Origin of the sequence: Paraburkholderia sp. 40 (assembly GCF_050434105.1) — a bacterium.
Lineage (GTDB): Bacteria > Pseudomonadota > Gammaproteobacteria > Burkholderiales > Burkholderiaceae > Paraburkholderia > Paraburkholderia tuberum.
The window spans coordinates 3,432,718-3,445,783 of sequence record NZ_JBNPVY010000004.1; the positions used below are offsets into that span (position 1 = coordinate 3,432,718).

General features: G+C 64.6%; 17 protein-coding genes and 1 riboswitch. Of the genes, 9 read left to right on the forward strand and 8 right to left on the reverse strand.

Annotated elements, in window-relative coordinates; genetic code table 11:
• Positions 1-38: 38 nt before the first annotated feature.
• Positions 39-677 carry a peroxiredoxin gene (locus tag OKW28_RS37870; RefSeq protein ID WP_429453037.1) on the reverse strand — a complete coding sequence of 213 codons (639 nt, stop codon included), beginning with the start codon at positions 675-677 and terminating at the stop codon, positions 39-41.
• Positions 678-1,024: 347 nt separating this feature from the next.
• On the opposite strand from OKW28_RS37870, the gene OKW28_RS37875 reads away from it, so the two are divergent.
• The 3 genes from OKW28_RS37875 to OKW28_RS37885 all read left to right on the forward strand — a co-directional run bounded on the left by OKW28_RS37875 (position 1,025) and on the right by OKW28_RS37885 (position 2,421).
• Complete coding sequence (locus OKW28_RS37875) at positions 1,025-1,327, forward strand: DUF883 family protein (RefSeq protein WP_026225611.1); 303 nt, start codon at positions 1,025-1,027, stop codon at positions 1,325-1,327.
• A gap of 131 nt (positions 1,328-1,458) precedes the next feature.
• Positions 1,459-1,848, forward strand: a complete 390-nt coding sequence (locus OKW28_RS37880) for a phage holin family protein (protein ID WP_429453039.1) — start codon at positions 1,459-1,461, stop codon at positions 1,846-1,848.
• 57 nt (positions 1,849-1,905) lie between these two features.
• Complete coding sequence (locus OKW28_RS37885; protein WP_429453041.1) at positions 1,906-2,421, forward strand: DUF3318 domain-containing protein; 516 nt, start codon at positions 1,906-1,908, stop codon at positions 2,419-2,421.
• Between the two features lie 79 nt (positions 2,422-2,500).
• Here the strand turns inward: OKW28_RS37885 and OKW28_RS37890 are convergent, their stop codons facing one another.
• The 7 genes from OKW28_RS37890 to glyA form a co-directional block, all read right to left on the reverse strand.
• Positions 2,501-2,932 (reverse strand): type IV pilin protein, encoded by a 432-nt coding sequence (locus tag OKW28_RS37890; protein ID WP_429453042.1) that lies wholly within the window; start codon positions 2,930-2,932, stop codon positions 2,501-2,503.
• Positions 2,933-2,954: 22 nt separating this feature from the next.
• Entirely contained in the window at positions 2,955-3,554 is a 600-nt protein-coding gene (locus OKW28_RS37895) for a pilus assembly PilX family protein (RefSeq protein ID WP_429453044.1), read from the reverse strand.
• Positions 3,554-4,360 (reverse strand): PilW family protein, encoded by an 807-nt coding sequence (locus OKW28_RS37900; RefSeq protein WP_429453046.1) that lies wholly within the window; start codon positions 4,358-4,360, stop codon positions 3,554-3,556. The genes OKW28_RS37895 and OKW28_RS37900 overlap by 1 nt, the downstream gene beginning before the upstream one ends.
• Positions 4,357-4,806 carry a type IV pilus modification PilV family protein gene (locus tag OKW28_RS37905; protein WP_429453048.1) on the reverse strand — a complete coding sequence of 150 codons (450 nt, stop codon included), beginning with the start codon at positions 4,804-4,806 and terminating at the stop codon, positions 4,357-4,359. The genes OKW28_RS37900 and OKW28_RS37905 overlap by 4 nt, the downstream gene beginning before the upstream one ends.
• Positions 4,803-5,363 carry a GspH/FimT family pseudopilin gene (locus OKW28_RS37910; RefSeq protein WP_429453049.1) on the reverse strand — a complete coding sequence of 187 codons (561 nt, stop codon included), beginning with the start codon at positions 5,361-5,363 and terminating at the stop codon, positions 4,803-4,805. The genes OKW28_RS37905 and OKW28_RS37910 overlap by 4 nt, the downstream gene beginning before the upstream one ends.
• A 219-nt stretch (positions 5,364-5,582) precedes the next feature.
• Positions 5,583-6,065, reverse strand: coding sequence for a transcriptional regulator NrdR (gene nrdR / locus OKW28_RS37915; RefSeq protein WP_008919734.1), 483 nt, complete (start codon positions 6,063-6,065; stop codon positions 5,583-5,585).
• 3 nt (positions 6,066-6,068) lie between these two features.
• Positions 6,069-7,316, reverse strand: a complete 1,248-nt coding sequence (gene glyA, locus OKW28_RS37920; protein WP_429453051.1) for a serine hydroxymethyltransferase — start codon at positions 7,314-7,316, stop codon at positions 6,069-6,071.
• 178 nt (positions 7,317-7,494) lie between these two features.
• Positions 7,495-7,621: riboswitch (ZMP/ZTP riboswitch) on the reverse strand.
• 247 nt (positions 7,622-7,868) lie between these two features.
• Between glyA and ydfG the strand changes: the two genes are divergently transcribed.
• From ydfG to tolB, 6 genes are all read left to right on the forward strand, one after another.
• Positions 7,869-8,615 (forward strand): bifunctional NADP-dependent 3-hydroxy acid dehydrogenase/3-hydroxypropionate dehydrogenase YdfG, encoded by a 747-nt coding sequence (ydfG, locus tag OKW28_RS37925; protein ID WP_090803174.1) that lies wholly within the window; start codon positions 7,869-7,871, stop codon positions 8,613-8,615.
• A gap of 199 nt (positions 8,616-8,814) precedes the next feature.
• Complete coding sequence (ybgC, locus tag OKW28_RS37930; protein WP_429453053.1) at positions 8,815-9,279, forward strand: tol-pal system-associated acyl-CoA thioesterase; 465 nt, start codon at positions 8,815-8,817, stop codon at positions 9,277-9,279.
• A 187-nt stretch (positions 9,280-9,466) separates the two neighbouring features.
• Positions 9,467-10,144, forward strand: a complete 678-nt coding sequence (tolQ, locus tag OKW28_RS37935) for a protein TolQ (RefSeq protein WP_090803171.1) — start codon at positions 9,467-9,469, stop codon at positions 10,142-10,144.
• 10 nt (positions 10,145-10,154) lie between these two features.
• Positions 10,155-10,601 carry a protein TolR gene (tolR, locus tag OKW28_RS37940; protein ID WP_090803169.1) on the forward strand — a complete coding sequence of 149 codons (447 nt, stop codon included), beginning with the start codon at positions 10,155-10,157 and terminating at the stop codon, positions 10,599-10,601.
• Positions 10,598-11,635: a cell envelope integrity protein TolA gene (gene tolA, locus OKW28_RS37945; RefSeq protein WP_429453055.1), complete on the forward strand. Its 1,038-nt coding sequence runs from the start codon at positions 10,598-10,600 to the stop codon at positions 11,633-11,635. Before tolR ends, tolA begins: the two co-directional genes overlap by 4 nt.
• Positions 11,636-11,773: 138 nt before the next feature.
• Positions 11,774-13,066 carry a Tol-Pal system beta propeller repeat protein TolB gene (gene tolB, locus OKW28_RS37950; protein WP_184034369.1) on the forward strand — a complete coding sequence of 431 codons (1,293 nt, stop codon included), beginning with the start codon at positions 11,774-11,776 and terminating at the stop codon, positions 13,064-13,066.

A 13,066-nucleotide genomic window follows, 5' to 3' on the forward strand; every position in this document is an offset into this window, starting at 1 on the left:
GTTCCTTCGAACCGGCTTTTTGGTTCATGCCGCGCCGCTTACCGGTTCGGCTGCGGCGTCAGGCGCAGGTACGGACGCAACGCCTTGTAGCCCTTCGGGAATTTCTGCCTGATGACTTCCTCGTCCTTCAGCGACGGCACGATCACGACGTCATCGCCATGCGTCCAGTTGCCCGGCGTCGCGACCGAGTGACTGTCGGTCAGTTGCAGCGAATCGATCACGCGCAGCACTTCGTCGAAGTTGCGGCCGGTGCTCGCCGGGTACGTGATGATCAGACGCACCTTCCGGTTCGGATCGATGACGAACAGCGAGCGCACCGTGAACGTTTCGTTCGCGTTCGGGTGAATCATGTCGTACAGCCCGGAGACCTTGCGATCGCCGTCCGCGAGAATCGGAAAACCGATGTTGGCGGCCTGCGTCTCGTTGATGTCCTTGATCCACTCCTTGTGCGACTCCGCGCTGTCGACCGACAACGCGATCGTCTTCACGTTGCGCTTTTCGAACTCGCCCGCGAGCTTCGCGGTCAGGCCCAGCTCGGTCGTGCAGACCGGCGTGAAGTCGGCCGGATGCGAGAACAGCACGCCCCAGCTAGTGCCGAGCCACTCGTGAAACCTGATGCGGCCAATGCTCGACTCCTGTTCGAAATCCGGCGCAATGTCGCCAAGACGTAGACTCATAGTGCATCTCCTGTAGGTATTCGGAAGGTATCCGGATAAGGTCGCGGGCGTGTGCCCGCGGCGGCCAGTCACGATAAAGCATAAGGCCGCGGTGGTACATGGCGAACCAACATCGCGTCAGTACTTTATGTGTTTTTGTAATTTTCTCCCGTTTGACGGAAACTTTGCGGGACAGATCAACTCAATCCAGATACCGGTCTGGAGCAGAGTGCCCTCAAACGGGTGTCTGGCGCCACGCGCTGGCGGGAACGGATCGTGCAGCGGCGGCATGCAACCGGCACTATGCTCGCCAGCGACCGTTTCTTTGGTTACGATTTACGCGTAGCGTGAGACAAAGGGAGCTGTCAATGTCGGAAGTCAACAAGGAGAGATTGATGTCGGATATCAAAACCGTCCTCGCGGACGCTGAAGACCTGCTGAAACAGGCCGCGAGCGCTACCGGCGAACGCGCGTCGGAACTGCGCGAAACCGCGCTGACGCGCCTGAAGCAGGCGAAAGAAAAGGCAGCCGACGTTCAGGTCGTGGTCGTCGAAAAAGGCAAGAAGGCCGCCCGCGCCACCGACGACTACGTGCACGAGCATCCGTGGGCGTCGATCGGCATCGCCGCGGGCATCGGCGTGGTGGTCGGTCTGCTGATCAATCGCAAGTAAAGGCCGGTGAGGCCGCCGGAGCAGGCAGGTCCGGCGCACCGGCGACACGGGCGGACCGGCGCGAGCCTCGCCGGTCCCCTTCTGCTGGCGCGCGCGCGCCGGCTAGGCCCTCACGCGCAACGCCCACAGCCATGACGACCGAAACACACTCGCAGCGCGCAGAACACAGCCCGTTGCGCCGTATTCTCAGTTCCGTGTTTGCGATCCTGCAGACGCGGCTCGAACTGGTGGGCATCGAACTCGCCGAGGAAAAAGACCGCCTGCTCGGCGTCCTGTTTCTCGGTCTTGCCGCGATGATGCTCGCCACGATGGCCTTGATCGCGTTGACCGCACTCGTCGCCATTGCCTTCTGGGACACCTACCGATGGCAGGCGCTTGCCGGCATCACCGCGGTCTACGCGATTGCCGGGCTCGCCTGTGCGCTGAAGGCGCGCAGCGGTTTGCGCAACGCGCCGATGGTATTCGAAGCGACCCTCGCGGAGTTCGAAAAGGATCGCGAAGCGTTTCGCAGCCGCGACTGATGGGAAAGTTCGTCTGCATCCGATCCATCACCTCACCTTCACCGCCGCCGACACGCCATGAGCCCTTCCCGTCCTGATACCGCCTTTCGTAACAAGCGCCATCCGTCGAAGGATCTGAGCGCGCCGCATCTGCGGGCGCTGCGCAAGGAATTGCTGCTCGTGCGCGCCGACGTCGAGCGCGTCGAGCTCGCACAGGCCGCCTTCGAACTGCGCCAGGCCGTCACGCATTTCAGCTGGCTCAGGTTCGTGATCCCCGGCTTCGGCGGCGTGCGCGTCGGTAAAGGGCCAAAGGCGAGCGTGCTCAACGCGGGCACGATCGGCGCGTTGCTCAAGCAGTACCCGCTCATCAGCTCGATCGCTTCGCTGTTGCTCGCCAAACCGCTGCGCGCGAGGGTCGTCGCGAGCGCGAAGCCCGCGCTCAAGTGGGGCAGCCTTGCGCTCGGCGCGTGGGAAGCGTTCCGGATCTGGCAACAGATGAAGAACGAGTCGGCGGCGGCGCGGGCGGCCGCGGCGGCTTCCGCTACGGCGCGGTCGCCGGCTGCGCGGGACGATTCGTTGCGAAGCGGCTATTGACGTCGTGGCCGCTGCGAGTGGCAGCGATCTGGCGGACCTCCCGCTCGCAAGGTTGCGTGTGTCGGACTTCAATCACCCGCTAACTGGTATTCCAGCATTCGCTGCTTGTGGGCGTCGCGCCGCTCGCATCGTTTCTATTGCCTCGCTGACCCGTCGCATCTAGCGTGAACGTGCCGCACGGGTCGTCGCGCATCGGGCCCGCTTCCGCGGGCGCCGCTTCGATCGAATAGCCGCCGTTCGTATCGTCCGCGGGCAGCACGCGCACTCGATACACCGGGGCGCCGAACTGCGGCGCCTGATCGATACCCGGTGGCAAGGCCGGCGCCCCATCGCTCGCCGCGGTCTCGACGAATTGCGCAGCCCGATATAACGCCGACGCCGCATCGATGCGATGCGTGCGCGCAATGTGGCTGCGATACGAAGGGATCGCAAACGCGGCGAGCGTGGCGGCAATCGCGAGCGCGATCACGAGTTCGAGCAGCGTGAATGCGGATGTGTTCGGCCTTTTCATACGTGTCCAGTCGGTGCGTTCCTCAGAATGGTCTTGCTGCAACGCGCCGCCAATGACGTTCGATCGCGCCATCTTCGGTCACGACCTCCATCTGCAACCAGATCTGCGACTCGCTGCTCCGCCCGAAGCCGCGCGCTGTCAGCAGATAAGCGCTGGCGTTGGGTCGACTCGCGAGACGCCAAGGCTCGATCAGGCATTGCGGCGCGCGCGATGATCCCGGCCATTGCGCGACAGGCGTGATGGCGCCTGCGTCGAACGCGGTTTCAAGCCTCCATTGAGTCGGCTCGCCGGATGTGAGCGGTGCATCGCGCGCGTCGCCACTTGCCGATAGCACGTTGCGCTCGCACCAGCTCAGCGCCGAATCCGCCGCGTGGAAAGCCTGCAGATAGTCGCGCACATTGGTCGCCGCGCGAGCGGCCGCGAGCGATGTTTCGAACCATATCGCGGACGTGGCGAGCATCATGGCCGAGATCAACAGCACGATGGCTAGCACGACGCCGCGTTGATGTGCCCCTCGGGCACCGCCCTGACAATTTCGCCTACCTAAGTGTTTCGCTGTTGCGCCTGGCCCGCCGCATATGTCGTACGCGCGGCCGCGTTGCGTTGCTGTGCCGCGATCCATCACGACGGCACCTCCGCGCGATTACGCAGCGCAACGCGGCGGGAAAACACCTGTCGAGGCCGCAGGTCGGTACCGAGTGTACTCACGCCATCGCAGTCGATGTACTTCGAACGCTGTCCTTGCGGCGCGCCGCGCACCAGCACGCAGACATCGACCGCAACGACGTTCGCCCATTGATCCGCCGCCACGGCTGACGCATTCACCGCATCCGCCGCGCCGTCCAGCCAGTAGCGCAACCGCACGCGCTCGACGCCTTCGATCAGCGGCTGCGCGGACCCCGCATTGCCGCTGCCGACGCAGTAAAGCTCCGGCTCGCCGGTCGAGCCGCTGACGTTGGCGAAGTAGCGATTGACCACCGGCGCGCCCTCATCGCCAAGGACCGCGTCGCTGCTTTTGACGGCCTGTCCGACACAGTCGGTGACCTGACCGCTCGACGATGGCCATGTCGATACGACGTCTGCGACGTAACGGATCGCGACACCATCCGAGCCGGTGCTCAACGTGGTGCAAGCGAGGCTGTCGTCGGCGCCGGTCGGACGACCGCCCGAGCAGCCGAATAGCGCAGGCGCCGCGTTGTAGCCAATGACATTGGCAGGGACGAAGCCGGCCATCTGCAATTGCTGGCCGATCAGCATCAGCGCGGTCAAGCCCGCTTCGCGAATCCGGGTCGCGTTGCTCGCCTGCACGAACGCGTTGCGCTGCGCCGTGTAAAGGGACACGGCGCCCGCGATCACGAGCAACCCGAGCGCCATCGCGATCAGGAATTCGATTAGCGTATGACCGAGTGGGCAATGCGGCCGCTTCATTTCGCGAACGCCAACGCGACACACGACGATCCAGCCGGTGCATCGACGTCGCCGCAAGGCTCCGCCGGCTGGGCGCTCGCATCGCCCAAAGCGGGCCGGTCCCGCACGGACGCCCACGTCACGCGCGCCGCCGCGACCGCGCCGCTCTCGCCAATCGATGCGTCGCCGTGCGGCAGCAGAACGCTCGCCCAGGTGCGCCATTGATTGAGCGCGACATCGCCCGTGGAAGGCGTGCGCGTCGCTTCGGCAATCGAGTCGGCTATCCACGCGGCGCTCTCGCGCAGCGTCATCGCGCGCGCTTCGCGTGCGGTCCACACCTGAACCGCGATCAAACCCAGCGCGCTCACCGCGACCAACGCGACCGCCAGCATCACCTCGATCAACGAGCTGCCATCACAAGCCGATGCGTGCGCACGCAAACCGGTCTTGAATGCGGGCTGTCTCACGACGTCGCTCCGCACGCGCCCTCCGAGATCCGCGCGCGACCTCCTGCCGCGACACTGATGCAGCGCCGCCACGGGTTCCCCTGCATCGATTTCGATGGGCTTCGCGGCGCGATATCAAAACTTCGAAACGCGCCGATCACCTGCCCAGCCGGCGGCGTGAACGTCATATCCGTCTGCACGCCGGTGATGCTCACCGCCGCGAGCGCCGGCTGCGCGCGCAACAAGGACGGCTTGCCGCCACGTTCGGCGAATACGGCCCAGCCGCAGGCCCAGTCGGCGATGCCGCCGGCGCAAGGTTGGCCCGACGCGAGACAGACGCGCGCCGCATCGACGCGGCACACCGTGATGCGCGCACCGCGCCGCAGCGCCTCGCTGCGTGCGTAGGCGAACGTGGACAGCAGCGCCTTCGAGCGCGCGTCGACCTGATCGCGCATATGCCATGCGGCGAACGACGGCACCGCCATCACGGCCATCAGCATCACGAGCGCTATCACCGCCAGCGTTTCGACGAGTGTGAAACCGGCGCGCGATGGCCCGTAAATCCCCTTGAATTTCATCTGCACCCCTGAGCGTTACGAAAGGATGCAGCCAATCTAGCGATTTGCGAGCGCGCCGACCATCGTCCGAATGGCCAGGTGGCATTCAGACGTTAGCGCGCGCAACAATGCACGTGACGATCGATCACGGAGGCGGGAGAAGCGATGCGGGAAAAAAAGCGCGAAATGCGCGAGGCGATGAATGCGAATGACCGCAGCTCAGCTGCGACACGCGTGCGCTCAGCGCTTGCGGGAAGGCTTGGGCGGGGAAGAGGCGCGGCGGAATTCCTCGATCACGTCCTCGAATTCGGAGACGTCTTCGAAGCGCCGGTACACGGAAGCAAAACGGACGTAAGCGATCGTGTCGAGCGCGCGCAACTCGTTCATCACGAGTTCGCCGAGGCGCTCGCTACGCACCTCGCGCTCGCCGCTGCCGAGCAGCTGATACTCGATACGGGCGACAGCCGCTTCGATCGCGTCCACCGCAACCGGGCGCTTGCGCAGCGCCAGTTGCATGCTCGCGACAATCTTGCGGCGATCGAATTCCGTGCGCGTGCCGTCCTTCTTGACGACCGACGGCAACGCCAGCTCGACCCGCTCATACGTCGTGAAACGCTTGTCGCAGGCCGGGCAGCGGCGGCGCCGGCGGATCGTCGCGCCGTCTTCGGATACGCGCGAGTCGACGACTTGCGTATCGGCATGGCGGCAGAAGGGGCAATGCATGGTTTAGCCGTAAACCGGAAAGCGCCTGGTCAGATCGGCGACCTGAACCTTCACGCGCTCGATCGTCGCGGCATCTTCCGGGTTGTCCAGCACGTCGGCGATCAGGTTGCCGACCTGCTCGGCTTCCTTCACGCCGAAGCCGCGCGTGGTCATGGCCGGAGAACCGAGGCGGATACCCGAGGTCACGAACGGCTTTTCCGGATCGTTCGGGATCGCGTTCTTGTTGACCGTGATGTGTGCCGCGCCGAGTGCCGCTTCCGCAGCCTTGCCGGTGATCTTCTTCGCGCGCAGGTCGACCAGCATCACGTGGCTTTCGGTGCGACCCGACACGATGCGCAGACCGCGCTTGACCAGCGTTTCAGCAAGCACACGCGCGTTCTCGACGACCTGCTGCTGATACGCCTTGAATTCCGGCGAAAGCGCTTCCTTGAACGCGACGGCCTTCGCGGCGATCACGTGCATCAACGGACCGCCCTGGATGCCCGGGAAAATCGCCGAGTTGATCGCCTTCTCGAACTCGGCCTTCATCAGGATCACGCCGCCGCGCGGGCCGCGCAGGCTCTTGTGCGTAGTGGTGGTGACGAAATCGGCGTGCGGCACCGGATTCGGATAAACGCCCGCGGCGACGAGACCGGCGTAGTGCGCCATGTCGACCATGAAGTACGCGCCGACCGACTTCGCGATCTTCGACATGCGTTCGAAATCAATGCGCAGCGCGAACGCGGACGCGCCCGCTACGATCAGCTTCGGCTTGTGTTCTTGCGCGAGCTTCTCGGCGGCGTCGTAGTCGATGTCTTCGGCTTCGTTCAAGCCGTAGCTGACCACGTTGAACCACTTGCCCGACATGTTGACCGGCGAGCCGTGCGTGAGGTGGCCGCCGTGCGCGAGGCTCATGCCCATGATCGTGTCGCCCGGCTTGAGCATCGCGAAGAACACGCCCTGGTTCGCCTGCGAGCCCGAGTTCGGCTGCACGTTCGCGGCTTCGGCGCCGAACAGCTGCTTCACGCGGTCGATCGCCAGCTGCTCGGCAACGTCGACGTATTCACAGCCGCCGTAATAGCGCTTGCCCGGATACCCTTCGGCGTACTTGTTCGTGAGTTGCGAGCCTTGCGCGGCCATCACGGCCGGGCTCGTGTAGTTTTCCGACGCGATCAGTTCGATGTGCTCTTCCTGACGGCGGTTTTCCTGCTCGATGACCTTCCAGAGTTCAGGATCGACGTTGGCGATGGTGCTTTGGGCTCTGTCAAACATACGGGTTCCGTTGAGTGTTTTCAGGTTGACCGGATCGTGCGCCGAATCCTGCGTAGAGGGTACACAGCGGGGTACGCAGCGCTTTGGGCGGCGAGGCTTGCCCTGACGCGGCGAGTGGAGAGTCGCCGCACACGCGAGGCGGGCCAGCCACCGTCAGCGCAGATCAACGCGCGCGGTTCACGGCTGCCCAGGCGAACGGCAAAACGGCACCCTGCGCTTCACGGTGGGTTGTTCCACCTTGAACCCGATTGGTTGAATCGGCTGAGTCGGACGACTCGGTTCTATCGCCAGTCACGCAGGGTCGAGCGCGTTAGTGTATTGGAAGAGGCCCGAATAGGCAACCGACTTGCGGGCGCTCCGGCGGCCGCTGGCGGGGCCTCCGGACGGTTTGGCGGCCCCGCTGCGCAACCATCTGAGGAAAGCGCGCCGGTCGCACCGCGCACCCGTTGCGCGCCGCCGCGGCGGCCGCCGATCCGGCTCGTGCATCCTTGCCGCAGCGTGCCATTGGAAGTAGGCTTTGGGCCTTTGTCTCTTACCGACCAGGGAACTGCAATGATCGTGTTTGTCACAGGAGCGTCGGCCGGATTCGGCGCCGCCATCGCCCGCTCGTTCGTCAAGGGCGGCCATCGTGTCGTCGCCACTGCACGCCGCAAGGACCGTCTGCAAGCACTCGCCGACGAGCTCGGCGACGCGCTGCTGCCGTACGAGCTCGACGTGCGCGATCGCGCCGCCGTCGAAGCCGTGCCCGCCTCGCTGCCGGCGGACTTCGCCGCGATCGACGTGCTCGTCAACAACGCCGGCCTCGCGCTCGGCACCGAGCCGGCTCACAAGGCAAGTCTCGATGAATGGAACACCATGATCGAGACCAATTGCACGGGCCTCGCGCAGGTCACGCATGCGCTGTTGCCCGGCATGGTCGAGCGCAACCGCGGGCATATCTTCAATCTGGGTTCGGTGGCGGGCCGCTGGCCGTACGCGGGCGGCAACGTGTACGGCGCGACCAAGGCGTTCGTGCGCCAGTTCAGCCTGAACCTGCGCGCCGACCTCGCCGGCACGGCGCTGCGCGTGACCGACATCGAACCGGGACTGTGCGGCGGCACCGAATTCTCGAACGTGCGTTATCGCGGCGACGACGACAAGGCCGCCAAGGTGTACGAAAACGTGCAGCCGCTGACGGCCGAAGACATCGCCGATTCCATCTACTGGATCGCCACGCGCCCAGCCCACGTCAACATCAACACGATCGAGCTGATGCCGGTCGCGCAGTCGTTCGCCGGTCTGTCCGTGCATCGCGGCTGAGTTTGAAGGCGGGCGACGGCGGCCGCCGCTACCACTGGTCGCGCCACCGCCCATCATCGTGCTGGCTTTTCCTGCGGCACGTCGATAGCCCGCTCCGCCAGTCCCGGCCCGGCCGGCAAAGCCAGCTCCTATCGCCGCCGACGCCCGCCACAAGCAACTCACACTTCGAAACAGACCCCGGGTTGTGCGTTCCGGTAGAATGCGCCGCATGAATATGTCGACCAGCCAGCCAGGCACGGAAATCGGCTATACGTGGCCCATCCGCGTGTACTACGAAGATACCGACGCCGGCGGCATCGTGTTTTACGCCAATTACCTGAAGTTTTTCGAACGCGCTCGCACCGAATGGCTGCGCGCGTGCGGCGTCGACCAGCACCGGCTTGCGGAAGAAAACGACGCGATTTTCATCGTGCGCAGTACCGCGGTCGATTACCGGGCTCCGGCCCGACTCGACGACATCGTGAAAATTATCAGCCGGATCGAGCGTCTTGGCCGAGCTTCGGTAGACTTCGTGCAGGAAGCATGGCGCGAAGGCACGCTGCTTGCGGCCGGTTCGGTCCGGATTGGCTGTGTGGACCGCGCGACGCTGCGGCCAGCCGCGATCCCGCCGTCGGTTCTCGCCGCGCTGCGGCACGGGCCGGGCACTAGCGAGAGCGCTGACTGAACGACGGCGGCATGTCAACGGACGATCCCTGAGCCTCGTTGTTACGGGGCCAGTGAACTCACACCGGTCAGGTAATACAAAGCATGGTTCGGCTTCGATATCGCCGAAGCTTCCGTTTTGCCCACGGCAAGCTTGAAGCGGCCTTGCAGCCGGACGCCCCCTTCCCGGGACGTTAAAACGAACCTTTATGAACACTACACAAGATCTGTCGATCGTTTCACTCGTACTCAACGCGAGCCTGCTGGCCCAGGCCGTCATGGCTCTGCTGCTGTTGCTGTCGCTACTCTCCTGGACTTTCATCTTCCGCAAGTGGTTTGCGATTCGCCGGGCGCGCGCGCAAACTGAACGCTTCGAGCGTGATTTCTGGTCGGGCGGCGACCTACAGGCGCTGTATCAGAGCGCCGCGAACAACCGTCACAGGATCGGCGCTCTCGAGCGGATTTTCGAGTCCGGCATGCGGGAATTCCTGAAGGGCAAAGAGAAGCGCCTGAACGATTCGGGCGCGATTCTCGACGGCGCCCGGCGCGCGATGCGCGCGGCGTTCCAACGCGAAATGGACGTGCTCGAAGCGAATCTGGCGTTCCTCGCGTCGGTCGGTTCGGTCAGCCCGTATATCGGTCTGTTCGGCACGGTGTGGGGGATCATGAATGCGTTCCGCGGCCTCGCCAACGTGCAGCAGGCCACGCTCGCGAACGTCGCGCCGGGCATCGCCGAGGCCCTGACCGCCACCGCGATCGGCCTGTTCGCCGCAATTCCGGCCGTGGTCGCCTACAACCGCTACGCGCACGACATCGATCGTCTGGCGATCCGTTTCGAAACCTTCATCGAAGAGTTCTCGAACATCCTGCAGCGCCAGGCACACTGAGGAGGCCATGATGGCAGGCTCCCGTTCCTCCAGCATGCGCGGCTCGCGCTCGCGTCGCGCAATGGCCGACATCAACGTCGTGCCGTACATCGACGTGATGCTCGTGCTGCTAGTGATCTTCATGGTCACGGCGCCGCTCGTCGCGCCGTCGATCGTCAATCTGCCGACCGTCGGCGGCGCGGCGCCCCAACAGCAGACGCCGCCCGTCATCGTCAACATCCGCGCGGACGGCAATATGAGCGTCAAGTACAAGGACGACTCCGGCGCGCAGCAGCAGGAAGACATGACGAAGGCTGGCCTCAACGGTTTCATCGCCGATCGGGCACAATCGCACCCCGATCAGCCCGTCGTGATCGCCGCCGACAAAACCGTGAAATACGAAGTCGTGATGAACGTGATGTCCGAGCTGAAGGCTCGGGGCGTCAAGCGCGTCGGATTGCTCGTCAAATCGCAATGATCCGCAAGAACTCCGAATACCCGCTTCAGCCGCCGCGTGAACGCGGCACCGGGCGAGCTTTTCTGTTCGCGCTGGTGATGCATGCGCTGCTCGGATTCTTCCTCTATCACGGCATCCAATGGCAGAACAGCACGCCCGAGGGCGAGCAAGCGGAACTGTGGACAGAGGTGCCGGATTCAGCGATTCCGCGTCCCGTCGTCACGCCGCCGCCCACGCCTGTCGCCCCTGCTCCGCCCGTGCGCGACGAACAGGCCGACATCGCGCTGCAGGAAAAGAAGCGCCAGCAGCAGGAAGCGGCTCGCGCGGCCCAACTGGCCGAACAGCAGCGCCAGCTGAAGCTGAAAGAGCAGCAGGAAGCGGAAGCGAAGCGTCAGCAACAGCTGGCGGCCGAACAGGCGGCCCAGCTCGCGGCGCAGAAGGCCGCGAAGCTCAAGCAGCAGCAGGCGCAACAGCAGCAACAGCAGCAGGCCGAGAAGCTCAAGCAACAGCAGCTCGCCGAGCAGCAGAAGCAACAGCAACTGAGAGAACAGCAGGAGCAGCAGCAAAAGCAGGCTCAGGCAGAAGCGCAGAAGAAGGCTGAGGCGGAGAAAGCGGCGAAGGCCAAGGCGCAAGCCGATGCGGCCGCGCAGGCGAAAAAGCAGCTCGACAACGAACGTCGCGCGCGGCTTGCGCAGATGCAGGGTCTGGCTGGCGGCGTGGGCGGCAGCAGTTCGAGCAGCAACGGACTGGGCAAGAGCGGAACGGGTAGCGGCTCGGGCGGCACGGCGGCATCGCCGGGTTACGCGGACAAGGTACGACGGCTGGTGCTTCAGCATGTGAACTGGGGCGGCGAAACGGAAGGTCTCGAGACCGTGATCGCCGTGCGTTGTTCGCCGGACGGCAATCAGCTGAGCGCAAACATTACCCACAGCAGCGGCAACGCCGGGTGGGACGCCGCCGCGTTGCGGGCGGTGAAAGCCTCCGATCCGATGCCTCGGGACGTCAATGGCAAGACGCCGGACTACTTCACTATCACGCTGCGTCCGGCGGCTTGATGCGCAGGCTGACAGCCGACCAGCGGCCAACGCCGCGCCCCACCCGGCGCGGCGTTGCGCGGGAACGAAATAGCCGTTTTCCGGTCTGTCTGCTGTCTTCGAGTATTAAGTAAAACCGTTTTGAGGAACCCATACAGCATGAGTTTGATGACCAAGCTAGGCCTGCGAACACTCGTGGCAACGTGCCTGATCGCCGTCGGCGGCGCCGCCAACGCACAACTCAACGTCCTCGTGACGGGCGTCGGATCCACTCAGTTTCCGATCGCAACGGCGAATTTCGCCAATGAAGCGAACTCCCCGCAGCAGGTCAGCACGATCGTGCGTCAGGATCTGCAACGCAGCGGCAAATTCACGAATATCGACGCAGGCTCGACGCCGGTGTCCGAGACCGATTCCGTCGACCTCGGCGCATGGAAGGCGAAGGGCGCCAACGCGTTCGTCGCGGGCAGCGTGAACCGCCTGCCGAACGGCCAGTACGAAGTGCGCTTCAAGCTGTACGACACGGTCAAGGGCGAAAGCCTCGGCGGCCTCGTGCTGGTGAGCCCGGAAAGCGGTCTGCGCATGAGCGCGCACAAGGTCGCGGACTACATTTACGCCAAGCTGATGGGCAATCGCGGCGTGTTCGCCACGCGCCTGTCGTATGTGATCAAGTCGGGCAACCGCTATCAGCTGCAGATCTCGGATTCGGACGGTCAGGACGCGCACATCGCGCTGTCGAGCCCCGAGCCGATCATCTCGCCGGCCTGGTCGCCCGACGGCACCAAGGTCGCTTACGTGTCGTTCGAGAAGAAGAAGCCGATCGTCTATATCCACGACCTGCCCACGGGCCGGCGCATCGTCGTATCGGACCAGAAGGGCAACAACAGTGCGCCGGCGTGGTCGCCGGATGGCCGCACGCTCGCCGTCGCGCTGTCGCGTACCGGCAATACGCAGATTTTCGCGGTCAACGCGGACGGCAGCGGTCTGCGTCGTCTGACGCAAGGCAGCTCGATCGACACTGAGCCGACCTACTCTCCTGACGGTCAATGGATCTATTTCACGAGCGACCGCGGCGGCGCACCGCAGATCTACAAGATGCCGGCGCAAGGTGAAAGCGCGGGCGGCGCGCAACGCGTCACGTTTACGGGCAGCTACAACACCAGCCCGCGTGTGAGTCCTGACGGCAAGGAGCTTGCCTACATCTCGCGCGTCGGCGGTGCATTCAAGCTGTACATCCAGGACCTGCAAGGCGGATCCGCCACGGGCCTGACGGACACGACACATGACGAATCGCCGAGCTTCGCGGCGAACGGTCAGTACATTCTTTACGCCACTCAGGTGAACGGCCGTGGCGTGTTGGCCGCAGTATCGACCGACGGTCGCACTCGGCAGGTCCTGTCCGTTCAGGGGGGCAGCGTACGCGAGCCGTCCTGGGGCCCGTTTATGCAATAA